22 protein-coding genes, 1 tRNA gene and 1 other annotated feature are annotated in these 23,164 nt (G+C 39.2%); of the genes, 13 read left to right on the forward strand and 10 right to left on the reverse strand.

Annotated features, from left to right (window positions below; translation table 11 throughout):
• Positions 1-23: 23 nt before the first annotated feature.
• The 3 genes from AN486_RS16975 to AN486_RS16985 form a co-directional block, all read right to left on the reverse strand.
• Positions 24-884 (reverse strand): tetratricopeptide repeat protein, encoded by an 861-nt coding sequence (locus tag AN486_RS16975; protein WP_290601730.1) that lies wholly within the window; start codon positions 882-884, stop codon positions 24-26.
• A gap of 310 nt (positions 885-1,194) precedes the next feature.
• Positions 1,195-2,631, reverse strand: coding sequence for a cell wall metabolism sensor histidine kinase WalK (locus tag AN486_RS16980; protein WP_053541162.1), 1,437 nt, complete (start codon positions 2,629-2,631; stop codon positions 1,195-1,197).
• A 171-nt stretch (positions 2,632-2,802) separates the two neighbouring features.
• The gene (locus AN486_RS16985; RefSeq protein ID WP_053537858.1) at positions 2,803-3,015 is read right to left on the reverse strand and encodes a hypothetical protein; all 213 of its coding nucleotides are present in this window, start codon (positions 3,013-3,015) and stop codon (positions 2,803-2,805) included.
• Positions 3,016-4,137: 1,122 nt separating this feature from the next.
• On the opposite strand from AN486_RS16985, the gene ppk1 reads away from it, so the two are divergent.
• Positions 4,138-6,303: a polyphosphate kinase 1 gene (ppk1, locus tag AN486_RS16990; protein WP_290601732.1), complete on the forward strand. Its 2,166-nt coding sequence runs from the start codon at positions 4,138-4,140 to the stop codon at positions 6,301-6,303.
• Positions 6,304-6,949: 646 nt separating this feature from the next.
• Positions 6,950-7,384 carry a response regulator transcription factor gene (locus AN486_RS16995; RefSeq protein ID WP_290601734.1) on the forward strand — a complete coding sequence of 145 codons (435 nt, stop codon included), beginning with the start codon at positions 6,950-6,952 and terminating at the stop codon, positions 7,382-7,384.
• Positions 7,385-8,373: 989 nt separating this feature from the next.
• On the opposite strand, the gene AN486_RS17000 is transcribed toward AN486_RS16995, so the two are convergent.
• Entirely contained in the window at positions 8,374-8,556 is a 183-nt protein-coding gene (locus AN486_RS17000; RefSeq protein ID WP_168467082.1) for a hypothetical protein, read from the reverse strand.
• Between the two features lie 137 nt (positions 8,557-8,693).
• On the opposite strand from AN486_RS17000, the gene AN486_RS17005 reads away from it, so the two are divergent.
• The 3 genes from AN486_RS17005 (at position 8,694) to AN486_RS17015 (ending at position 11,288) form a co-directional block, all read left to right on the forward strand.
• Positions 8,694-9,236: a DUF2854 domain-containing protein gene (locus AN486_RS17005; protein ID WP_190382486.1), complete on the forward strand. Its 543-nt coding sequence runs from the start codon at positions 8,694-8,696 to the stop codon at positions 9,234-9,236.
• Between the two features lie 203 nt (positions 9,237-9,439).
• Positions 9,440-9,766, forward strand: a complete 327-nt coding sequence (locus tag AN486_RS17010; RefSeq protein WP_290601738.1) for a hypothetical protein — start codon at positions 9,440-9,442, stop codon at positions 9,764-9,766.
• Complete coding sequence (locus AN486_RS17015) at positions 9,726-11,288, forward strand: SUMF1/EgtB/PvdO family nonheme iron enzyme (protein WP_367142450.1); 1,563 nt, start codon at positions 9,726-9,728, stop codon at positions 11,286-11,288. The genes AN486_RS17010 and AN486_RS17015 overlap by 41 nt, the downstream gene beginning before the upstream one ends.
• A 90-nt stretch (positions 11,289-11,378) precedes the next feature.
• On the opposite strand, the gene AN486_RS17020 is transcribed toward AN486_RS17015, so the two are convergent.
• A complete protein-coding gene (locus AN486_RS17020) occupies positions 11,379-11,948 on the reverse strand; it encodes a Uma2 family endonuclease (RefSeq protein ID WP_290601740.1) in 570 nt (189 codons plus the stop codon).
• A 68-nt stretch (positions 11,949-12,016) separates the two neighbouring features.
• Entirely contained in the window at positions 12,017-13,753 is a 1,737-nt protein-coding gene (hflX, locus tag AN486_RS17025) for a GTPase HflX (protein WP_290601759.1), read from the reverse strand.
• Positions 13,754-13,974: 221 nt separating this feature from the next.
• Between hflX and rplS the strand changes: the two genes are divergently transcribed.
• The 8 genes from rplS (at position 13,975) to rplL (ending at position 18,265) form a co-directional block, all read left to right on the forward strand.
• Positions 13,975-14,337, forward strand: coding sequence for a 50S ribosomal protein L19 (gene rplS / locus AN486_RS17030; RefSeq protein WP_039201563.1), 363 nt, complete (start codon positions 13,975-13,977; stop codon positions 14,335-14,337).
• Positions 14,338-14,486: 149 nt separating this feature from the next.
• A tRNA-Trp gene (locus AN486_RS17035) sits at positions 14,487-14,559 on the forward strand.
• 181 nt (positions 14,560-14,740) lie between these two features.
• Positions 14,741-14,962 carry a preprotein translocase subunit SecE gene (gene secE / locus AN486_RS17040; protein ID WP_015078220.1) on the forward strand — a complete coding sequence of 74 codons (222 nt, stop codon included), beginning with the start codon at positions 14,741-14,743 and terminating at the stop codon, positions 14,960-14,962.
• Entirely contained in the window at positions 14,962-15,594 is a 633-nt protein-coding gene (gene nusG / locus AN486_RS17045; protein WP_027404879.1) for a transcription termination/antitermination protein NusG, read from the forward strand. Before secE ends, nusG begins: the two co-directional genes overlap by 1 nt.
• A 6-nt stretch (positions 15,595-15,600) precedes the next feature.
• The gene (gene rplK / locus AN486_RS17050) at positions 15,601-16,026 is read left to right on the forward strand and encodes a 50S ribosomal protein L11 (RefSeq protein ID WP_027404878.1); all 426 of its coding nucleotides are present in this window, start codon (positions 15,601-15,603) and stop codon (positions 16,024-16,026) included.
• A gap of 124 nt (positions 16,027-16,150) precedes the next feature.
• Entirely contained in the window at positions 16,151-16,867 is a 717-nt protein-coding gene (rplA, locus tag AN486_RS17055) for a 50S ribosomal protein L1 (RefSeq protein ID WP_027404877.1), read from the forward strand.
• Positions 16,868-16,949: 82 nt separating this feature from the next.
• Positions 16,950-17,117: a sequence feature (ribosomal protein L10 leader region), on the forward strand.
• A 114-nt stretch (positions 17,118-17,231) separates the two neighbouring features.
• Complete coding sequence (rplJ, locus tag AN486_RS17060; RefSeq protein WP_039201559.1) at positions 17,232-17,801, forward strand: 50S ribosomal protein L10; 570 nt, start codon at positions 17,232-17,234, stop codon at positions 17,799-17,801.
• A gap of 74 nt (positions 17,802-17,875) precedes the next feature.
• Entirely contained in the window at positions 17,876-18,265 is a 390-nt protein-coding gene (gene rplL / locus AN486_RS17065) for a 50S ribosomal protein L7/L12 (RefSeq protein WP_053537865.1), read from the forward strand.
• Between the two features lie 342 nt (positions 18,266-18,607).
• Here the strand turns inward: rplL and AN486_RS17070 are convergent, their stop codons facing one another.
• The 4 genes from AN486_RS17070 to AN486_RS17085 form a co-directional block, all read right to left on the reverse strand.
• Positions 18,608-20,128 carry an NAD(P)H-hydrate dehydratase gene (locus AN486_RS17070; protein ID WP_290601746.1) on the reverse strand — a complete coding sequence of 507 codons (1,521 nt, stop codon included), beginning with the start codon at positions 20,126-20,128 and terminating at the stop codon, positions 18,608-18,610.
• 129 nt (positions 20,129-20,257) lie between these two features.
• Positions 20,258-20,971 carry a hypothetical protein gene (locus tag AN486_RS17075; protein WP_290601748.1) on the reverse strand — a complete coding sequence of 238 codons (714 nt, stop codon included), beginning with the start codon at positions 20,969-20,971 and terminating at the stop codon, positions 20,258-20,260.
• A gap of 103 nt (positions 20,972-21,074) precedes the next feature.
• Positions 21,075-22,067, reverse strand: coding sequence for a pentapeptide repeat-containing protein (locus AN486_RS17080; protein WP_053537868.1), 993 nt, complete (start codon positions 22,065-22,067; stop codon positions 21,075-21,077).
• 77 nt (positions 22,068-22,144) lie between these two features.
• Positions 22,145-23,053, reverse strand: coding sequence for a hypothetical protein (locus AN486_RS17085; RefSeq protein ID WP_290601750.1), 909 nt, complete (start codon positions 23,051-23,053; stop codon positions 22,145-22,147).
• Positions 23,054-23,164: the final 111 nt, after the last annotated feature.

Genomic DNA, 23,164 nt, shown 5'->3' on the forward strand with positions numbered 1-23,164 from the left:
CCCCCACTCCCCCCACTCCCCTATTAGGGTATTTCCTCCTTTGGCTGTGAGGCTGATTTGATTTCTGGTATTTCTAAGAATTTTTTGGTGTCTGCAAGTAGGCGATCGCCCCATAGGTTTTCTTTGAGAAAATCTAAATTGGCATAACGGGAATCTATGCGGAGTGCGGATACTCCCATTTCTAAACTTTTTTGTTTATCGCCCTGATTATAGGATGCTACGGCTAAAGCGAGTAAAGGTTCTGCGGCTTTTTTGTCAATACTAACTGCTGTTTGCCATTGCTGAATTGCGCCCGGAATGTCGCCTTGCTCGTATTTGATTAAACCAATATTGTTAATTGCTGGCCAAAACTTTTTATCTTGGTTAACTGCTAAATTAAATTGAGCGATCGCATCTGGGAATTTCTGTAACATAAAGTAAGCATTACCCAAATCAAACAAACCCCCGGAATAATTGGGTTTTAATTTCAAACCCGCTTGATAATGGCTAATAGCTCCTTGGTAATCTTTTTTTTGAAATTTGGCTGAACCCAATGCAAACAGCACTTCAGGATTTTTAGGATTGAGGGTTTGGGCTTTGTTCAAGGAGATGACAGCTTGATCAAGGTCTCGATTTTGTAAATGTAAACTTCCCAGTAACCACCATACTTTGTCATTCTGTGGGGCTAATTTCGCCGCCAATTGCGCTCTAAGTAAAGCTGTTTCAACTTGCTGAAACTGAGCTAATTGAGCCGCTTCCTGGGCTAAATTCAAGCCCTGTTTCTCTAACTGAGCATTATCAACTTGCACTGTATGCGGAATGAATGCCTGAGCATGGGCAGCTTTTGGCAAACTCCATAAACTGATTGCCACTAAAAGCGAAATTAACCGAATATATTTTGGCACACTACCACCTTCTAGTCCGAATATTGGAATCTTATCGCTAACGCTTTCGCTTAAGATAGCTTAACAAAATCAGATAGGATGGTCATTAGTCATTAGTCATTAGTCAGTGGTCAGTGGTCAGTGGTCATTGGTCAGTGGTCATTGGTCAGTGGTCATTGGTCAGTGGTCATTGGTCATTGGGTAATTTTATTCTTCGTTCTTCCTCCTAACTCCGAACTCCGAACTCCTAACTCCGAACTCCTAACTCCGAACTCCTAACTCCTAACTCCTAACTCCTAACTCCTGACTCCTGACTTCTGACTCCTAACTCCTAACTCCTAACTCCTAACTCCTGAACTCCTGACTCCTGGGACAAAATTGGCAGAATAACGGTGAAAGTAGTACCTTCGCCTAGATTGCTAGTTACTTGAATTTGTCCTTGATGATGCTCGATAATGGCTTGAGCGATCGCTAATCCTAATCCTGAACCAGTAGTTGTGGCTGTAGCGGTTTTCCCACCTCTATGAGTTCGTGCCGGATCAACTCGATAAAAGCGGTCAAATAATTTTGGTAGCGCGTCCGCAGGAATACCAGTGCCAGTATCACTAACTTTTATTTGTAAATGAGAATTAGTGTAACGCCTTCCTGTAACTCGATTTATCCCCTCTATTCTTTCTAACTCCACTTTTATGACTCCTTGAGGTGGAGTATATTGCAAAGCATTACCAATCAAATTTGTAAATAACCTGACTAATTGCTCCCAATTCCCCCTGAGAGTAAACCAATTTTCTAGTAATTCAGGATTAACTTTTGTCAACGCAGAATCAACTAAATTCAAAACCAGATTAATTTGTTTTTCTCTAGCTACCAGTTGTTGTTCTTCTACAACTTCCATTAATAAAGCATCAAGAGGACAAGATGAAAATAAATCCGTGCTAATACCACTATCTTGTCTAGCCAAAAATAGCAAATCGTTAACTAACTTCCCCAATCTTTGAGTAAGTCGTTCTACTACCTTTAATTGTTGTTTATATTCAACCGTATTTTTTTCTTCTTCCCCTGCATCCAAATCAGCCAAAGCAATTTGAACATTAGTTTGAATTAAAGCAATCGGACTTCTTAATTCATGAGAAGCATCAGCAGTAAATTGTTTTAGGCGTTGATAAGATTCTCGCACAGGTTCCATCGCCTTACCCGATAAAAACCAACCACTAGCCGCCACTGACAATAGCATTAAACTAATACCTAAAGCCAAATCAAAAATTAATTCCCGGCTAGGTTTCGTCACCTCAAACCAAGGATGACTAACTCGTAAATATCCTAAAACTTGTCTTCCTTTTTCTATCCTTTTCGTAACTTGTCTAAATAACTGTGCAGATTCTCCCCATCCTCCCATGCCCTCTATTCGCACAGTTTCACCTGTATGATGAGTATGAATAGGAATATCTAATATTTCCGAAAAAGTTGACCATAATAATTCACCATTAGAACTAAACCACTCTAAATCAATCCGATCATCTTCGGCACTTTCAGCATTATTAGGAAAACTAGCTTCTACATTTATTCGCAGTTGATTTGGGTGAAAATTTATCGGTTCAATTACCAAAGAGCGCTCGACAACTTCCACCACATGATATAGTGTATCGTCAATGCGCTCAACCAATGTACTACGAACATATAAATATACTCCACTAGCAAATAATAATAGTAAAATTGCCGTTATAGCCGTGTACCAAATTGCCAACCGGCGACGAGTAGCTTGAAACAGATAAATAGACATAAAATGAATAAATTGATAACCTGTCACTTCGTTCTCTTGTATGGTTGCCAGCCTCGCTAAAATTTGCTTTCCTTCCTGCCCATTACGCCGGATAAAGCTGAGGTTATCTGCTTGCAGCAGCGCTTCGCTATCGGTGTCAAGAATATACATGAGATTAAGCTATTCAGCAGAGTTACGCCATTCTTTCCCTAACTTAACTACTTCCTCAAAGTGAGGATCGTTTTCAAAGCTACCAGCAATTTTCAGCCACCAAGGAGTTTTGTTAGGAACTAATACAGATAGCATTTGTCTCATTTGTGCTAATTCTGTTTCTAAGGTTGCAACTCGTGACTCAAGTTGTTGAGATTGGTCTTCAATTTGTTGGGAGATCATATACAGCAGTTGCAGGTTGAATGCAATACAATTAAGGGCGCAGACCCTGCGCCCCTACAGGATTGGCGATGAAACTTTGTACCTCATAACAGCAGGAAGTGCTGTAAATTTTTAGCAAGATAGTGTTATACGGCTATTTTAACAATATCTCTAAGATCGGCAATTCTTCCACTCAATATAGTAAGTAGTGATACAGAATTAATTACACAATGTCATTGCGTAAGCGTTGCGTTAGCCATATGGAACGAAGTGAAATGAAGCAATCGCAAGGGTTGTGATTGCTTCCCTTCGCTCGCAATGACTGTAAATATTTTTGTCCAATTACTTATGAGCCTAAGTACCTCCGGTGAGTGAGTACGCGAGTTCACTACAGAAAAATTGGAAACTCAGTTATTTATTATACTAAAAACGGTTGAGACATGGACTTTTGTAAAATCACGAAAACCACAGATTTGTAGGGGTTTAGCACTGCTCATTGGTGTCAACTTAGGCTACAAATAGCTTATTTGTTTAGCATCCAAACCCGCCCGGAACTTAAGTTCCGGTCTAATAGCCAAAGTAAACTGAAGTTTACTAAAGAATTTAAAAATTTTACGGTTATTTAGTCATCTTGAGATGACTTTTGCTATTAGACTGGGAATTAATTCCCAGTTGGGTTGTCGGTTTTGCGTTAAGTTGACACCTATGATCACTGCTAAACCCAAAGAACCTCATCCTCTGGAGGATAGTCGACGAGAACGCATCTTCAAGGGTTTTCGGCATCTACTTTATAAAATAAGCTGAATAAGTAGTCGGACAAAATTAAATTCACTCGTTGAGAGAGGGAACTCTTAACTGGGAACAGGGAACAGAAAAATCAATTGTGTAATTAATTCTGTCCCATTACTTATGATTTCATAATTCCCATCCTTGCTTGATGTTATTCAATCAGTCACTCGGTTTTGATTAAAACACTGAAACTGAGAAATTTTATCTAAAAATAATTATTTTTTTATACATAAGAATATCAAATTGCCAACTTAATCAGGTTTCTAGATCAAGAAGTGTAAAAATCTATGCAGTAGCAATTAAGATATTGATATTCACGCTCTATAGACGATGTCTACCTATCTCTAGGTGATTATGGCGAAACCAAAAAAAAATTCTGCTTCCATGAATTTGAGTGATCCACAATACTACATCAACCGTGAGTTAAGTTGGCTAGAATTTAATAGTCGGGTCTTACATGAGGCTTGTGATCCCAGAACTCCTCTATTGGAAAGGCTGAAATTTTTAGCCATTTTTAGTTCCAATTTGGATGAGTTCTTTATGGTACGAGTGGCAGGTTTAAAGCAACAGGTAGAAGCCACTGTTAATTTATTAACTCCTGATGGCCGGACACCACAGAAACAACTAGATGATATTCGTTTGCATTTGAATCCCCAACTCAAAAAGCACAATGCGGAATTTGAGGAAGTGCTGCGACCACTGTTAGTCCAGCAGGGAATCTATATTCTGGATTACATAGAATTGAATCCCAAACAGCGAAGTTATCTAGATAACTATTTTGAAGAGCAGATTTTTCCAGTTCTGACTCCTCTTGCTGTTGATCCTAGTCATCCCTTTCCTCACATTTCTAATCTCAGTTTAAATCTAGCAGTGGTGGTCAAAAATCCTGATACAGAAGAGGAGTTTTTTGCCAGAGTTAAAGTTCCTCAAGTCTTACCAAGATTTTTGCCATTACCCCTAGAGTTGAGAGTTCAAGACAATGGGAAAATTGCTAACTGGTCAGGGATTCCCTTAGAACAAGCGATCGCTCATAACCTAGAATCTCTCTTTCCAGGCATGAGTATCCAAGAATATCACCCATTCCGCATTACCCGCGACGCTGATCTAGAATTAGAGGAAGATGAAGCCGACGACCTGTTATTAGCCATTGAACAGGAACTTCGCAAACGCCGCATGGGGGGGAATACCGTCAGGTTAGAAATTCGCTCCCAAACCCCTGCATCAGTGCGTTCCCGTCTCTTAGAAGATTTACGACTCACCAACAGCGACATTTATGAAGTTGATGGTCTGTTGGCACTGCGGGATTTAATGTACTTTCTGGCACTACCACTACCAGAACTTAAAGATCCCCCCCGTCAATCCGTCGTTCCTTCCCGCTTACAACGGCTCAGAGAACCCTGTATTGATACTGACGTTCTTGAACAAGAAGAAGGAAAAGACTTCTTTTCCATAATTCGAGAAAAAGATTTGCTAGTTCATCATCCCTATCAATCTTTCTCCGGGACAGTAGTGCGCTTTATTACTAGTGCCGCCCATGATCCCAACGTCCTAGCCATCAAGATGACTCTCTACCGGACTTCTGGAGACTCACCCATAGTTAATGCTTTAATTGCAGCAGCAGAAAATGGTAAACAAGTTTCCGTATTAGTCGAATTAAAAGCCCGGTTTGATGAAGAGAATAACATTTATTGGGCAAGACGTTTAGAAAGAGTTGGTGTTCATGTTGTCTATGGTTTAGTCGGTTTGAAAACCCATAGCAAAATCGTCTTGGTAGTGCGACGAGAAAAAGACAGAATGCGCCGTTATGTACACATTGGGACTGGGAATTACAACCCCAAAACCGCACGACTCTATACAGATTTAGGCTTATTTAGTTGTCGAGAAGAATTAGGCGCAGATTTAACAGATGTGTTTAACTTCTTAACAGGCTACTCTCGCCAAAAATCCTATCGAGAAATTATGGTAGCGCCTGTGAATATGCGCGATCGCTTTCTCGAATTAATTAAACGCGAAATTGACAATGTGCAAAACGGATTTTCCGGTCGCATAGTCGCCAAAATGAACGCCCTAGTTGACCCACAAATAATTTCTGCCCTGTACGAAGCATCCCGCGCTGGAGTTCAAATTGATCTAATTATTCGGGGAATATGTTGTTTGCGTCCCGGACTACCAAATCTCAGCGACAACATTCGCGTTATCAGCATTATTGGCCGCTTTTTAGAACACTCCCGCATATATTACTTCTACAATCATAACCAAGAAGAAATATATATCGGCAGCGCAGATTGGATGCGGCGTAATTTAGATCGTCGCGTCGAAGTTATTACCCCCATCAAAGACCAAGAAATTGCCAAAGATTTACAAGAAATCTTAGGGATTATGTTAGCAGATAATCGTCATGTCTGGGAATTACAACCTGATGGCAATTATATCCAAAGATGCCCAGGTGATAACTGTCCAGAAGCCAATTCTCAAAAAACAATTATGTCTATGGCTTTACGTTCCGCCGGCATAAATTAGACTCTCAATAGTTGCAGCAAAAGTGAATCATCACCTCAAATTCTCATAGCGTAAGCATGGCTTAAGCATATCTGAATTTACATACCCTTTTGTCAATTCTTCATCTTTCCCTTGACTTAAGTAGGTTGGCGTTGAAAATTGTCGTTATAGCAAGGCAAGAGGCAAGAGGCAAGAGTAAAGAAGTTTTCAGTGATTTTACGTTTCTTTACACAGTTTGGTTTTATTGTGTTCACCTACTTACGTCACACTGCGCTATCACAAAAAGACCTTTTTATTCGGAGGGAACAGGAAAAACTCATGTTTAAAAACATGAGATTGAAATAATGACACTGTTTTTTTCGTGCTACGCATCTTTTAAAAACATCCTTTTTTTGACTGAGCTTTAAACTCAGCAAATGAGTGTTTCTTATTTGCTCCCTGTTCCCAGTTAAGAGTTCCCTTCTTTTGTAAACCCCAAATAACATATTTTAAACATAATGTCCGATCATTCTATGCCAGTTTCCTAATCGGTGCATCTACTACATCAGTGTTATGCAAAATTTGCATAAAATTCACCTTTTAGCCCCCAAAATTCACTCATCAGACAGAGTAAATTTAGAACTCGCATTCATAAACTATAGTCATACATATTTATTATCTTTTGGGAATGTTAATGTTGTCCAAAGAGCCTTCTAAATTGCGCCTTCTTGTAGTTGATGATCATGAACTCACTCGTTTAAGTCTGCAACTAATTTTTTCTATTCAAGAAAATATTCAAGTTGTTGGTTTAGCTAGTAATGGTCAAGAAGCTATAAACATGGTTAAATGCCATCAACCTCATGTGATTATTCTCGATTTACAAATGCCGATTATGGATGGTTGGTCAGCATCTAATTACATTAAAGCTATATCTCCAAATACTCAAATTTTGGCTTATTCCTCAATAGATGAATCATATTTTCATAACCATAAAATTAAATATCAATTTGATAAAGTTTGCACAAAAGATATTCCCACAAAAGAACTCATTACCTTAGTCAGAAAATTAGGCAACAAACTTGGGTATTCTTCATTTTTTGAAGAAAGATTGCACTCTGCTTAATCTTCCTTGTAGATTGGGTTAAGAGGATGTTTTAAAAGTTTTTAATGTATTAATAAACCCCTCTGCAAACCTCTTTAGTAGTCTGTCAACCCGAAAATGACGGGTGAAGGCAAGCAGGGGGAGAAGAGAGGCACTGAGGGCAAGGGAGGGAAGAACAGAAGTTTTTTCCGATCATTAAGTAATTGGACAAAAATATTTACAGTCATTGCGAGCGAAGGGAAGCAATCACAACCCTTGGAATTGCTTCATTTAACTTCGTTCCATATAGCTAACGCTACGCTAACGCTACGCTAACGCTACGCTAACGCAATGACATTGTGTAAGTAGGTTGGTGTTGAAAATTGTCGTTATGGCAAGGCAAAAGGCAAAAGGCAAGAGGCAAGAGTGAAGAGGGTTTGGGCGATTTTACATTTCTTTACACAGTTTGGTTTTATTGTGTTCACCTACTTAATTAATTCTGTCTCACTACTTACTCGTCAAAATAAATTTGACCAACTACTAGTACAAAACGGCGTAAATAAACCAACCATTCTAAATCCTCCAAAAGCCTATACTGTCTTCATTTTGACTTTTGACTTTTGACTTCCGCCTTGCGGTACTAGTAGATTCTGACCATGAAAAATTCAGAAAGTAGGGGCGCAGGGTCTGCGCCCAGAAACGATTCATTAATAACAGCATGAAATTTAGGCGTTGCTGATTAAGAGTATGATTTTATTTCACGCAGAGGCGCAGAGTCTCAGAGAGTAAGAGTTTCATTTTTTTGATTTTCCAATTTCATACCTCAATTCAGCAACGCCCAATTTGTCAAAGGTATTGTAATTATCGGCGTTGCTGAATTGGCGTATGATTTTTGGAGGTAGAGACGTTCCATGGAACGTCTCTACAAGAGTCTTGAACGTATGCAAAATTATTTTCATCCCTAAAATCAGCAACGCCTAATTATCAATTACCTTTTTTCCTGCCTAAATTGACATAACTAACAACTTAGGTTAATTATTTCTCGTTTCAGGAATAGTCCGTTTAAACTCATCAATTAAATCATCTAATTCTTCCAAAGCTTGATTCACATCAACTCTTAAAGTTCCTAGATTGGGTTGTTCCAATAAACTCAGCAACCGCTCACGTTTATCTTGAACAGTGCTAATTCGGTCTTTAATTGTCTGAATATCCATTTTTTTGCTTCCTATTTTGAAACACTTCAAATCTAAAGTTAACGCAAAAAGTAAAAATCTCCATATCCCCTTTCCCAATTTGTCACCAATTAGCGATGATAATAAAAGATGAAAATAAATTATACTAATCTCAAATTATGCTCGGCAGAATTTCTTTAGGAACACTTGGCTTAACAATAGGTACTATACTCACCATAACAGGTTTTGTTGCCTACTTTGTAGATAATGCCACCCTCAATCTAGTGGGATTTTTCTATGGATTTCCCCTATTACTGGGAGGTTTAGCCCTAAAAGCCAATGAACTTAAACCTGTACCTTTCAGCCAAACTAGCACACCATCCATCCTAGAACTCAGAAAGCAACAAGCAACAGTTACACAGACCAAAATCCGCAAAGACATCACCCGCAACTGTTATGGGCAAAAAGCTCATTTAGATGTAGCCCTAGCCTATCTAGGTTTAAGTCCCACCGATGACGCAAGACCAATAGTAACAGGTTTACGAGAAACCGAAATCAATGGCGCTTATACATTAATTCTAGAATTTGATTCACCACTAATCACCTTTGATACCTGGCAGCAAAAGCAGGAAAAAATGACTAAGTATTTTGGACCAGGTGTAGAAGTCAGTATTAAACAGCCTAGAGAGGACTATATTGAACTGTCCTTGATGAAAATTTAGCCCGACTGGGAATGAATTCCCAGTCTAATAGCAAAAGTCATCTGAAGATGACTAAACACTTAAAAAAGATCCTAGTCCGTTTTAACGGACTTCAGCTATTAGACAGGGAATTTATTCCCTGGCTGGCGGTTGTCTTAAACCTAGCTACTGGTAGAACTATCTTAGTATAGTATAAGCATCCCTAGAAATACCCACCATCTACCATGAGCCAATGCCTTAACCCCGCCTGTATTTATCAAAATCCCCAAGGTACTAACTTTTGTCAAGAATGCGGCGATAAAATCCTTTTAGATAATCGCTATCGTCCCATTAAATTTCTCGGTGAAGGTGGTTTTGGCAGAACATTTCGGTTCTTCGGTTATTTTTATGGAAAACCTGGTTCAAAATCATTGAAAGCCCTATTGTGTAGGCATTTCATTGAAAATATGGAAATAATTGTTTATAACCCTTGTCCCGTAAGGGTTTTGTTATCATCAATCCTCAATCACCATAAAAGAGACGCAAGAGCCAACATTTCAAGCAGTAGATGAAAAAAGATTAAATACACCCTGCGTTATCAAACAATTCTTACCCCAACAAGCAGGAAGCGCCGCATTACAAAAAGCCACCGAATTATTTCAACAAGAAGCCAAAAGACTGCAAGAACTAGGAAAACATCCCCAAATTCCAGACTTAGAAGCCTTCTTTTCTCAAGATAGTCGGCTTTATTTAGTCCAAGACTTTATTGATGGTCAAAACCTATTACAAGAATTTCAAAATCAAGGCACATTAAACGAACCGCAAATCAGAAATATCTTAATAGAATTATTACCTGTTTTACAATTTATCCATGATAACAAAGTCATTCATCGAGACATCAAACCAGAAAATATTATTAGAAGCAAAAACGGTAAATTATTCCTGATTGATTTTGGCGTTTCCAAAGAAACAAGCGGCAGTATTTTAACCAGAATTGGAACTAAAATAGGTACTCCTGGATATGCACCCCCAGAACAGTTTCGGGGTATGGCTTACCATAATAGTGATCTCTATAGTTTAGCTGTTACCTGCGTCCGATTATTGACAGGACATTTTCAAAAGTCCGATGGTTCAGATCAGTTGTTCGATACTAACAGAATGGAATGGCAATGGCGGAAATATGTTTCTTTAAGTCAGGAATTAATAGATGTATTAGAAACAATGTTACAGGATATTCCTGCTAAACGTTATCAATCAGCCACAGAAGTTTTAACTGCATTAGCAAATCAAAAAACAATAGTTATTCCCACCCCACCACCAGCAAATACGAACTTAAATATACATCCTCAATCATCATTTACCGAAGATTTGGGAAAAGGGATTAAGTTAGAAATGATAGCTATACCCGGAGGAACTTTTCTCATGGGTTCACCGGAAAATGAAGCGGAAAGAATTAGTTCGCAAAGTCCCCAACATCAAGTGACAGTTCCCAGTTTCTTTATGGGAAAATATCAATTGACACAGGCACAATATCAAGCGATCATGGGGAATAACCCCTCTTACTTCAAGGACAACAACCGCCCAGTTGAAAATGTCAGTTGGGACGATGCAGTTACATTCTGTCAAAAGCTTAGTCAAAAGACAGGAAAAAACTACAGATTGCCCAGTGAAGGTGAATGGGAGTATGCTTGTAGAGCCGGGACAAAAACGCCATTTTACTTTGGTGACAACATCACCACAGATTTAGTTAATTACGATGGCAATTATTCCTACAAGTCCTCACCAAAAGGCAAATATCGCCAACAAACCACAGATGTAGGAACTTTTCCCCCTAACGCTTTTGGTTTGTACGATATGCACGGCAATGTATATGAATGGTGTGAAGATGACTGGCATGATGATTATATAAACGCGCCTACAGATGGAAGTGCTTGGAATAGTCGAATCGGAAACCGTAAGCTGGTGCGCGGTGGTTCGTGGCACAGCGATCCTGTTACTTGCCGTTCTGCTTTTCGCGGCCACTGGAAGCTCGACGACAGCCGCTACCATGTTGGTTTTCGGGTTGTATGTAGTGGTGCGGCGAGGACTTTGTAGCTCTTTATACTCTTGCTCTTTTGCCCTCTACCCTTCTTTTTCTTTTCCCTTCTTAACGGTGAATTATCAGGTTATTATTCCTGATTCAGATTACCCAAAAACAACACCGCGATAAATTTCCGATATCGGTAAATCAACCCCAACAGACTCCAAAGAAATGGATTTTTCTAAATCATTAAAATCACTCAATAACCAACCTTGAGACTGTTTGCTATATTTTTCTATAAAAATTTCATCTTGTTCAACTAATAAATATTCACAAAAACTGCTAATTGAACGATACATCCGAAACTTGCTTTGTCGGTCATAATCAGCGGTTGAAGGTGATAATACTTCTACAATTAAAATGGGATTTAAAACTTCATCATTGCGGTTATCATTTAGTTGCGGTTCATCTGCAAAAACCATTACATCTGGATATACTCCGCGTTTATATTCAGGAATCCATAACCTCAAATCACTATTAATTGGCTCACATTTACTATCACGCAAAATAAACTTGAGAAATGCAAAAATATTGCCCCCTATACGACTATGATTGAGTGATCCTCCTGACATTGGCACAATTTCTCCATCACGATATTCACTGCGTTCTTCAGCTTTTTCTTCAATAGCGCGATATTCATCTAAACTATAACGACGCTCAACAGTAGTAATCATTATCTTGTAACCAATTATAATAAGCTTAGATCCCCGACTTCTCCAAGAAGCCAGGGATCTGGAAATCATCAATCATCACCAACAGCGTACTCAATCAATAGAGATAAACGCTGACGCAGAGTTTCCATTCCTAACCGCTGACTAGCAGAAATAAATACTGCTAAAGGAAACTCTTCCCTAGCTAAAGCTAGTGTTTCACTGCTAACCTGATCAATTTTATTAAAAGCCACTAGCGCAGGTCCTGGTGTAATTGGCATTTGCGCCAGTATATCCCGCACTGAGCGAATATGACTTAACCAAGCCGGATGAGATAAATCTACTAAATGCAATAAAGCATCCGCTTCTGTTACCTCCTCTAACGTTGCCCGAAAAGCATCCATTAAAGATGCAGGTAATTCATGAATAAACCCTACAGTATCCGTCATCAAAGTTTCCTGGGGTGCGCCGGTTTCCGCATGGGGAAGCATTAACCGCCGTGTTGTGGGGTCAAGGGTGGCAAACAATTGGTCAGCCGTGTATACTTCTGAGTTGGTGAGGGCGTTAAGTAAGGTAGATTTACCTGCATTAGTATAACCCACCAAAGCCACCGAAGGAACTTCTCGATGTTGTCGCCGTTGACGTAACCGGCAACGATGCGCTTGTAATTGATTAACTTCTTGTTGGAGTCGAGAAATGCGTTTTTGAATGGCTCGGCGTTCTGTTTCTAGTTTGGTTTCACCAGGTCCTCTTGTCCCAATACCACCCCCTAATCTGGACATGGATTGACCTCTACCAGCGAGTCGTGGCATCATATACTCTAACTGTGCCAATTCTACCTGTAATTTACCTGCACCAGATTGAGCGCGTTGGGCAAAAATATCTAAAATTACTTCGGTACGGTCAACTACCCTAACACCAATTTGCGCTTCTAAATTGCGAACTTGGGAGGGTGAAAGATCACGATCAAATACTACCAAGTTAGCACCCAGAGTTTGCGCTGTGAGAGCAGCTTCCTGGACTTTACCTTCACCAATCACTGTTTGGGGATGAATGCGCGATCGCTTTTGTTGTAATACCTGTAATACAGTACCACCAGCCGTATCCACTAAACGGGTCAATTCCACAATGATGTCCTGGAATTGTTGTGGATTAGTATTTTCCGTTAATACCCCAACAATTAGCACTCGATCATGATCAGCATCTACTTCTTGACCAACAAACTCCCGACTAAATTCCTCTTCTAAACCTTCCACTAAGTTGAGAAAATCCTGGTCGGCTAAAGCATCTAAACTCAGAGGCGGTGATACATGAGAATACATCACAGCATCGGAAATACTCATATCAGAAGATTGAGTCGTAACTAACTGTCTACTATTGGCTACCAGATGGGCTAAATACGCTTCTTTTACATACCCAGTTGAACCACCACCACGCTTTGTAAATCCCGCCCCAGTAATATTTAAAACTACTAAAGCATCCAATCTTTGTAAAGCCATTGCCGTCAAGGCTGCTTCATTTGGTGGTTCTGACTTAAGATTGGTGGATAAACAACGAATACCGCTGAGACGTTCTGCTCCGTAACGGGGCAGTTCTAGGGGCGGAATTTGAGTTTGACGCGGAGTACCGACACCAACCCGAATTACCTGTCCGCGACGATTAATGTAAACACAAACAGGTTGATTGATTTCCGTACTGACTGCTGCCAGACGTTGAGCAAAATCAGTTGTAGTAATACAATCACCTGATATCCGCTGGTGGTACAGCCGCTGGAGTTGTTTTAGCTGGCTGGACTTCAAACCTTGAACATTGCCAAAGATAGTCTCTATAGGCGTTTATGACCAGTTACCTGGTTCCCCCTGAATCCTTACACTGTCTATTTTACAACAGGGAACAGGGAACAGGGAACAGGGAACAGACAAGAGTTTTTTAATTCTTAATTTTGAATTTGTGAGTAGTTTTTATTTATAATGAGTGAAATTTCTAGACTCTCAAGCGATTATAGATTTATAATTAACGATTGTGAGTTTTTTCAAAAAACAGAAAAGTAATGAACGCCCAAGAGATTATCCGCTCAATTGAAGCGGAACAGATGAAATCTGATTTACCCGAAATCTATGTCGGTGATACAGTCAAAGTCGGAGTTAAAATTCAGGAAGGCACTAAGTTCCGTGTGCAACCTTACGAAGGTGTAGTTATAGCTAGACGCAATGGCGGCATCAACGAAACTATCACAGTCCGCAAAGTTTTCCAAGGTGTGGGTGTAGAACGAGTATTTTTGCTTCATTCTCCCCTAGTTGAAAGTATTAAAGTATTACGTCGTGGTAAAGTTAGACGTGCTAAACTGTACTACCTACGTAAACTGGTCGGTAAGGCAACCCGCATTAAACAAAGATTCGACCGCCCTTTGTGATTCTCAATGGTGAATTAATAGACGAAACCCAGTCTGCAAGCGGCATCCGCCGCTAACTTGCCAAAAGAAAAAAAATAGGTTACAATTAGAATCGAAATTGCGTTAAACTAAAAAAGTTCAACGCGATGACTGTAAAAAGAAAAGCTTGTGCGCTCTTAGTTCAGTTGGTAGAACGCAGGTCTCCAAAACCTGATGTCGGGGGTTCAAGTCCTCCAGGGCGCGCTCAAAAAGAAAAATATTGCCCGAAGCAATAACGTCACTGCCGAAACAGCGGAAAACGTCAATTATTTCGGGTATAATTTTTTTAAAATGTAGCTTTCTTATTGCGAGATCATTGAGACCGAAGCTGTAAACCTTAAAAATCACAAGGTTAGGCTACTTAAGAAACGGGGGTATAACGACTGTGGCCAAAAAAAATGAAGCAGAAATGCCAGAAACCGAAAATGGGTTTAACTTAAACAATTTTTTCCAGGGTACAAAGGAAGAACTTGAGAAAGTGATTTGGCCCAGTCGGAAACAGTTGGTAAGTGAATCAGCCGCTGTACTATTAATGGTTACACTCTCCGCATCTTTGATATATCTGGTCGATGGATTGTTCGCTTGGGCAGCAAAACAGGTGTTCTGATGACTTCTGCAACAGACGAACCACGCAACTCCGAGTTGCAGTTAGAGGAAACACTCTTAACAGCGATGAAAGAAGCACGCTGGTATGCAGTGCAAGTAGCCTCTGGCTGTGAGAAACGGGTAAAGACAAATTTAGAGCAACGTATCCAAACTTTTGATGTCGCTGACAAAATCATCCAAGTGGAAATTCCCCACACCCCAACGGTGAAAATCCGTAAGGATGGTAAGCGGTTACCTTCAGAAGAAAAGGTTTTCCCTGGTTATGTGCTAGTCCGAATGGTAATGAGTGATGATACATGGCAAGTGGTAAGAAACACCTCTCATGTGATTAACTTTGTGGGTGCAGAGCAAAAGCGTGGTAGCGGCAGAGGTCGTGGTCACGTTAAGCCAGTTCCCCTAAATCCTTCGGAAGTTGAACGCATATTCAAACAAGCCTTGGAACAAGAGCCAGTAGTCAAAATTGATATGGCTTCAGGTGATAAGATAGTTGTGCTTTCTGGTCCATTTAAGGATTTTGAAGGTGAGGTGATTGAAGTTTCCCCAGAAAGGAGTAAACTAAAAGCTCTACTCTCGATCTTTGGAAGAGATACACCAGTAGAATTGGAATTTAATCAGGTTAAAAAACAGAGCTAAATACAAATGGCGAAGAAAGTAGTAGCGGTCATTAAGTTGGCCCTGAATGCTGGGAAAGCCAACCCAGCACCGCCAGTTGGTCCTGCGTTGGGTCAACATGGTGTTAACATCATGATGTTCTGCAAAGAGTACAATGCCAAAACAGCAGACCAAGCTGGGATGGTCATACCTGTAGAAATTTCTGTTTATGAAGATAGAAGTTTTACATTTGTCCTCAAAACTCCACCAGCATCAGTGTTGATTCGCAAGGCAGCGAAGATTGAAAGAGGCTCAAATGAACCCAACAAAAAGAAAGTTGGTAGCATTAGCAGAACGCAATTACGCGAAATTGCTCAAACTAAACTTCCTGACCTCAACGCCAATGATATTGATGCAGCCATGAATATTGTGGAAGGAACTGCTAAAAACATGGGCGTAACAGTTACAGATTAGGTGACAGGGAACAGGTGACAGGTGACAGTAAATAAAAAAATAACCACTGACAACTGACAACTGACTAATAACAAAATCATATCGGGGGAGAAGTACAACTTCGAGATGACCCCAGGAGAAAAAAATGGCAAAAAAAGTATCACGCCGCTTACAGGCGTTGCTGGAAAAGGTAGAAGATAAGGATTATACACCCTTAGAAGCATTAGCTTTGTTAAAAGAAACGGCAACTGCTAAGTTTCCTGAAGCTGCTGAAGCTCATATCCGTTTAGGAATTGACCCTAAATATACAGACCAACAATTGCGGACAACGGTAGCACTACCCAAGGGAACAGGACAAATTATCCGGGTAGCAGTTATCGCCAGAGGTGAAAAAGTCACAGAAGCAACTAACGCTGGTGCTGACATTGCCGGTTCTGAAGAACTGATTGAAGATATTCAGAAAGGCATGATGGACTTTGATAAGCTGATTGCTACGCCGGATGTGATGCCACAGGTAGCAAAGCTGGGTAAATTATTAGGTCCACGTGGTTTGATGCCTTCACCCAAGGGGGGAACAGTGACATTTGATGTTGCTAGTGCGATCGCTGAGTTCAAAGCTGGTAAATTAGAATATCGGGCTGATCGAACTGGGATTGTCCATGTTATGTTTGGTAAGACTGCTTTTTCACCTGAAGATTTATTGATCAATCTGAAGGCATTACAAGAGTCAATTGACCGTAACCGTCCTTCAGGTGCTAAGGGTCGTTATTGGCGGTCATTGTACATATCCTCGACAATGGGACCATCAATTGCTATTGACATTAGCGCCCTACGAGAGTTAAAACTAACTGACGCTGCATAATTTGGTAATGGGTAATGGGTAATTGGTAATTGGTGATAGATGAATATAATCAGTAATGACCAATGACTAATCACTAATGACCAAAATTAAATAGATAAAGCCGGAGACAGCAGGTGCTAATAGCTTAATACCCTGCCGAGGTTGTAATTTTAACTATCTGAAGTTTGAACAGTAAAACTGTGACAACGACAGTATTAAAAATACCACTTTGAAACCCTGGCTAAGTTAGCTGGGGTTAATTGTTTTCGGTAAGTCAGCAAAAAGGTGACAGGTGACGGACAACTGGGCGCAGGCCCTGCGCCCCTACTTAGAACTGACAACTAACAACTGACCACTGACAACTGACATTGGAGGTGAGATAAGTATGGGAAGAACGTTAGAAAACAAGAAAGAGATAGTAGCTGATCTCAAAGAAAGTTTGAGTGTGTCAACTTTAGCACTGGTAATTGATTATCAGGGGCTAACTGTTGCTGAAATCACCGATTTGCGTCGGCAACTCCGTCCTAGTGGTGCTATCTGTAAGGTGACAAAAAACACCTTTATGGGCATTGCGATTAAGGATCAGGAACAATGGCAGCCAATGTCAGAATTACTGAATGGTTCTTCTGCATTTCTGCTAGTTAAAGAAGATTTATCTGCGATTAAAGCTTACCAAGCATTCCAAAAAGCCACCAAGAAAACAGAAATTCGCGGTGGTGTGATGGAAGGTCGTGTCCTGAGTGAAGCTGATGTCAAGGCTCTAGGAGACTTGCCTTCTAAGGAACAACTCATGGCTCAAATTGCTGGAGCTATCAACGGTGTGGCTACCAAGCTGGCTGTTGGTATCAACGAAGTTCCAAGTTCCTTGGCTCGCGCTTTAAAAGCTGTTGCTGAAAAAGAAAATGGCGACAGTTCTGAAAGTGCTTCTGAGTCAGCGGTAGTTAGTGAAGATTAATCACTGACAAGTAACAATTAACCCTCACGGGTTTTTTCAACTGAAAAATCAAAAATTCTTTAGGAGTTATATCCATGTCTGCTGCAACCGAACAAATTTTAGACCAATTGAAATCTTTGACTTTATTAGAAGCTTCTGAATTGGTTAAGCAAATCGAAGAAGCTTTTGGTGTTAGTGCTGCTGCTACTGGTGGTGGTATGATGATGATGGCTGCTCCTGGTGCTGCTCCTGCTGAAGCAGTAGAAGAGAAGACTGAATTTGATGCAATTTTGGATTCTGTACCTGCCGATAAGAAGATTGCCGTCTTGAAAATCGTTCGTGAAATCACCGGTCTAGGTCTGAAAGAAGCTAAGGACTTGGTAGAAGCTGCTCCTAAAGCTGTTAAGGAAGCTGTAACTAAGGACGCTGCTGAAGATATTAAGAAGCGGATTGAAGAAGCTGGTGGTAAGGTAACAGTTAAGTAATTGTTATTAGGTGATTGGTAATGGGTAATTGGTAATTGGGAAGAGTTTTTTACCCATTACCTGTTACCCATTAACGTAAGTTACTAGTTAGAGAAATTGTCAGAATCAGGATGTACAGGATGAGAACTGGAATTTTATCACCTATTACCAATTACTTATTACCAACCTCAACTAGTAGTCTGTCAAATAAATTTTGACGGATAAAGAAGAAGTGAACCACGTTCGCGGAGCGTGCCGTAGGCATTAGGACGCAAAGAGCGCGAAGAAAGAAGAAGAAAGAAGGAAGAGGAAAAATTTATTTACCCGTCAATTAGTTTTTGACATTGAGTTATTACTCAATTATTATTTTTTCAAAACTGGCATTAAATATTGTGTGAGTGTAAAGGCATCCACTCCTAATTCTGTTCTTGCTTGTGCGGCTAAAATTCCGGCTTGGGAATGCCACCAAGCGGCAGTTGCGACTATATCTTCTATAAAAATTTCTTTATTCATAATTTGCGCTAATAGTCCACCTAATAAACCAGTCAATACATCACCACTGCCTCCACGAGCTAAGGCTGGGGTACTTTCAGGATTTATCCAAACATTACCTTGGGGATTAGATATGGCTGTTCTTGCCCCTTTTAATAGGACTATAGCACCACTTTCTTGGGCTGCTGTTTGGATGGCTTTGATTCGGTCTGTGTGGTCAATATTCGGAAATAACCGCTTAAATTCTCCTGTATGAGGTGTGAGGACGGTGGCTGATTTTCGCTGTTTTAGGGTGGGGATAGTGCCTATTTGTGCCAAAATATTTAAGGCATCAGCATCAAGGATTAGGGGACATTCACATTTAATTATTTCGGGAATAATAGATATATTGTCTTTGGTTAAACCGGGTCCACAAGCGATCGCAGTAAATGAGTTTAAATCTATATTTTCTGGTAATTGTACACTAGCGATCGCTCCTGTTTCTGTTTCAGGACAACCAATAATTAAGGCTTCTGGTAACTGGGAAACTAACAACATTTTTAAGGATTCTGGGACAGCAATGGATAGCATTCCCACACCGGAAGCTCGCGCACCCAAACCTGTTAAAATCGCTCCACCGGCATAACGTCGAGAACCACAAATTAATAATAAATGTCCTTGTTTGTATTTGTGAGTAATTAGGGGACGAGGTAAAGGTAAGGTGGATAATGCCGTTGTTTGTGTAATCCGTTTGATTTTGGGAATGTCGCCGATCACAGCATGAATATCTGCGAGGGGAATATCAAAATCAATTAATTCGGCTTTACCAACATAAGGTAATGCTTGTTCTTGCAATAAACCTTGTTTCCATAAACCCAGGCAAAATGTATGAGTTGCTTGAATTGCTGTTCCTAAAACTTCCCCTGTATCTGTATGTAAACCTGAAGGTATATCAATACTAATAATGGGTTGATTTTTGTTATTAAAATAATTAACTGCCGCAGCGATAGAATCAGCAATTTCTCTTTCTAAACCAAAGCCAAATAAACCATCAATTAAAAAATCATAACTTGGTAATTGGGAAATTTCTTGATAACAGGGGATTTTTAAACTTTGTGTATATTGGAAATGTTGAGAAGTTAATTCTTTTAATTTAGAAAAAGGTTGATAAATCCAAACTTGATAACCGCGAAAATGCAATTCACGAGCTACTACTAAGGCATCTCCTCCATTATGACCAGGTCCAACTAAAATTCCTACACATTTTCCTGGGGAAATAATAGCCTGTAAGCGTTGGCAAATTAGTCCTCCTACTTTTTCCATTAAAGCAGCTACAGGCATTCCTGCTGTAAATATTCTGGCTTCAATCTGCCGCATTTGGGTTGCGGTAACAACAAATTGTTCTTTAGTCATTGGTCATTTGTTAGTTGTCATTTTTCATAAAAAGTCTGAACTATGATTTGTTTGATTATTTTGATGAAGATAATTAATTTATCGGTTAAGGAAACTAATCATCTTCATCACAAAAATCATAGTTCAGACTTATTTGCCATAATAGACTCTGGCATTGCCGTAACCTGAATTTTTCAAATAGTTATTCCATTGTTCCGCTTCCAAGCGATCGCTAAGTGGTCCTACAGCTATGTGCGATCCCAATGGCTGACTTCTCCTAAATACATTAATACTAATACTAACTTTTTGGCGAATTTCTGTCCCTAAAGAAATTAATCTATTAGAATTACTGGGAATAACTACATAATATGAATTTCTGTTTTCTTGTTGGGGATTTAATTCTATATTATCAGAATTAACAATTTTTGCGCCAGGAATACCATTCGATTCCAATTCTTTTACTCGTCGTTGAGCATTAGCTTGTCCATTAAAAACGCCAGATTGGATAACCTCACGTCCATTATAATTGCGAATATAGGCATTAGTTTCAATTTGCCGAACTCGCTGTAAGACTTGAGAATTATTACTGTCAACATAAACAAAATATCGATCAAATCCTTGATTATATTGACTATATTGTATACCTTGAGATTGATATAATTTGACTGATGGTAACTGCGATAATGGCTGCTGGTCAATGGATATTTCTTGGGGGTATGGAAGTGTTCCTTGAGCTAATATGGGAATATTATTAGGTATTTGAGCTTGAACCCAACTATATTCACTGAGAAACATCCAACTTCCACTTATCAGTAAAGAAAATACGGGTAAAGAGGTAAAACGACAAACTCTTAAAATAGGCATATTTGTTACCAGTTTTTGCAAAAGTTTTGAGTTTAATTCCAATGCGATAGAATAATTTAAAAGAGCATTAAAGCGGTGAGATTACTCATGAATTTATTGATTTTTAGTAGCCAATTGTTCCGTCAGGCATGATTGCTTTAAACAAATTTGCACCTGTGAGATTTGTCGTACTAATTTCTGCTCCGAGTAGATTTACCTTGGTTAAATTAGCATCGGTAAAGTCCGTCATTGCTAAACAAGCATATACTAATTCTGCTTCAGTTAGATCAGCTTCGCGGAGATTAGCTCGACTAAAGTTAACTTTACTCAGTCTAGCAAAACTGAGGTTTGCTTGGTTTAGCTTGGCTTTGATTAGGATAGCTTCTGGCATGATTGCACCCTGCAAGTTAGCACCTATTAATTCTGCTTCAGTCAAATTCGCTTTTGCCAGTCTAGCATTTGTCAGATTAGCGCCATTCAAATTACAGCCTTCTAGATTAGTCTCAGTTAAAGTGGTATTTTGTAAGATAGCTCCGCTCAGGTTAGCACCACTCAAATCTACGCTACGCAGCGTGGCTTCACTTAAATTAGCACCACTTAGATTTACCTTAGCTAAGTTTGCACCGGTTAAATTAGCACTGCGTAAGTCAGCTTTATGGAGGTTAGCACCCAAGAGATTAGCATAATAGGCTCTTTTTTCTTCTCGCAGGTTAGCACCGCGAAGACAAGCGCCTGTAAGGTTAGCACCACTCAAATCAGCACCGCGCAAATCAGCACCCATTAAGTTAGCATCTAGTAGATGTGCCAAAGTTAAATTAGCATTACGCAAATCAGCCCCCTGCAACGTTGCACCATGCAAGTCAGCATCATGTAAGTTGGCATTCTGTAACTGTGCTTGAGTTAGGTTTACACCACGAAGATTTGCACAAATTAGATTGGCATTATTGAGAATAGCTTGACTTAGATAGCTAAAAGTTAGGATAGAGTTACGCAAATTTGCCTGATTTAAATTTATACCAATTAAATCTGCATCAAATAGATTTATGTTATTTAAGTTTGCGTTGATAAATTTTGTTTCTCCATTTGCATATCGGTTCAGAAGTTCTTTGGCATCCATAATAGATATCTCTCAATTATTGTGATAAAGGTTTCCAAAATCAAAAATAGGTTTGATTTTTTGTGATTGAGTATATTTCAAGTATGCGGTATTGTAATTTGACAGGTATTACTGTCATTGTCATCATAATCATCTAAATCATCAGATTGAGTGTGTACAGGTTGATAATTAGGATTAGTAGGTGGTTTAGTTCTTTCAGGTAAATAACTGTTAGGCGGTTTATGTGACTTGGTATCAACTAGCATATTACCATACAAGGTACGCATGACCCTGATGATTACACCAGATGCTTGATTATTTTTATCTAGGTTCCCTAAAGAGATAACTGTACTGTTAATTTTAGATTCAAGTTCTCCGATAGTTGGACAAGAATCAAATAATTTCTGCAATAAACTATCCAGTTCTTCAGATTTTAGTTTCAACCAGTCTTCTTCATTGAAAGTAAATTTTTTATTAAGTGCGGAAAATAAAATTATTTTTGCCCTTAATGGGCTAGTATATCTCATCAAGTTTTGCCGCAAATCAAATTGATCATATTGAGATTTTGTTGAAATGCTTGAAGATACAGTTGATGGATTTAATGATGTTTTCTCACTATGATTAAATATAGGAAAATTTTGGTCAGATTGATTTAATATTATGCCTGTATCTTCTTCGTTAACTTGATTTAATATTATTCCTGTCTGCTCATCAGAGGTTGGATATAATTTTTGTAATTCTTTGATAATGATACTGGCAATTATAGAATATTGTTTTGGTTTACTAAGACTTTTAACAGCAATAGATAAATTTGCGGTTAAGTGATTTATTGTGGGATTTAAACTAGATAATTCTTGAATTAATTCTTCTAATTTAAATCTATCTAGGGTATCTTGATCATTTTCCCACTCATTTTTACAAGCGAAGAATATTAATTTCTTAATTCGTTTTGAGTTTTCATGCTGTTCTAAGAAGTTCACTATTTCATCAAAACTAGATAGGGACATAATCGGGATATCTCCAGTACAAGTATTCAATAGCAGGAACAGTTATAAATTATAGCTGTACTAGCACACTGTTGGATAGTAAAAGTTTTGTATAGGGTTAAAAAAAGAGGT

It is taken from the genome of Anabaena sp. AL93 (assembly GCF_001672085.1).
Taxonomy (GTDB): domain Bacteria; phylum Cyanobacteriota; class Cyanobacteriia; order Cyanobacteriales; family Nostocaceae; genus Dolichospermum; species Dolichospermum heterosporum.

What these genes read in the sequence shown, in the direction of transcription:
- AN486_RS16985 (WP_053537858.1), bottom strand. Translation starts at nt 3,015, where the DNA reads ATGATCTCCCAACAAATTGAAGACCAATCTCAACAACTTGAGTCACGA.
- ppk1 (WP_290601732.1), top strand. Translation starts at nt 4,138, where the DNA reads ATGGCGAAACCAAAAAAAAATTCTGCTTCCATGAATTTGAGTGATCCA.
- AN486_RS16995 (WP_290601734.1), top strand. Translation starts at nt 6,950, where the DNA reads ATGTTAATGTTGTCCAAAGAGCCTTCTAAATTGCGCCTTCTTGTAGTT.
- AN486_RS17000 (WP_168467082.1), bottom strand. Translation starts at nt 8,556, where the DNA reads ATGGATATTCAGACAATTAAAGACCGAATTAGCACTGTTCAAGATAAA.
- AN486_RS17005 (WP_190382486.1), top strand. Translation starts at nt 8,694, where the DNA reads ATGCTCGGCAGAATTTCTTTAGGAACACTTGGCTTAACAATAGGTACT.
- AN486_RS17010 (WP_290601738.1), top strand. Translation starts at nt 9,440, where the DNA reads ATGAGCCAATGCCTTAACCCCGCCTGTATTTATCAAAATCCCCAAGGT.
- AN486_RS17020 (WP_290601740.1), bottom strand. Translation starts at nt 11,948, where the DNA reads ATGATTACTACTGTTGAGCGTCGTTATAGTTTAGATGAATATCGCGCT.
- rplS (WP_039201563.1), top strand. Translation starts at nt 13,975, where the DNA reads ATGAACGCCCAAGAGATTATCCGCTCAATTGAAGCGGAACAGATGAAA.
- nusG (WP_027404879.1), top strand. Translation starts at nt 14,962, where the DNA reads ATGACTTCTGCAACAGACGAACCACGCAACTCCGAGTTGCAGTTAGAG.
- rplK (WP_027404878.1), top strand. Translation starts at nt 15,601, where the DNA reads ATGGCGAAGAAAGTAGTAGCGGTCATTAAGTTGGCCCTGAATGCTGGG.
- rplA (WP_027404877.1), top strand. Translation starts at nt 16,151, where the DNA reads ATGGCAAAAAAAGTATCACGCCGCTTACAGGCGTTGCTGGAAAAGGTA.
- rplJ (WP_039201559.1), top strand. Translation starts at nt 17,232, where the DNA reads ATGGGAAGAACGTTAGAAAACAAGAAAGAGATAGTAGCTGATCTCAAA.
- rplL (WP_053537865.1), top strand. Translation starts at nt 17,876, where the DNA reads ATGTCTGCTGCAACCGAACAAATTTTAGACCAATTGAAATCTTTGACT.
- AN486_RS17070 (WP_290601746.1), bottom strand. Translation starts at nt 20,128, where the DNA reads ATGACTAAAGAACAATTTGTTGTTACCGCAACCCAAATGCGGCAGATT.
- AN486_RS17075 (WP_290601748.1), bottom strand. Translation starts at nt 20,971, where the DNA reads ATGCCTATTTTAAGAGTTTGTCGTTTTACCTCTTTACCCGTATTTTCT.
- AN486_RS17080 (WP_053537868.1), bottom strand. Translation starts at nt 22,067, where the DNA reads ATGGATGCCAAAGAACTTCTGAACCGATATGCAAATGGAGAAACAAAA.
- AN486_RS17085 (WP_290601750.1), bottom strand. Translation starts at nt 23,053, where the DNA reads ATGTCCCTATCTAGTTTTGATGAAATAGTGAACTTCTTAGAACAGCAT.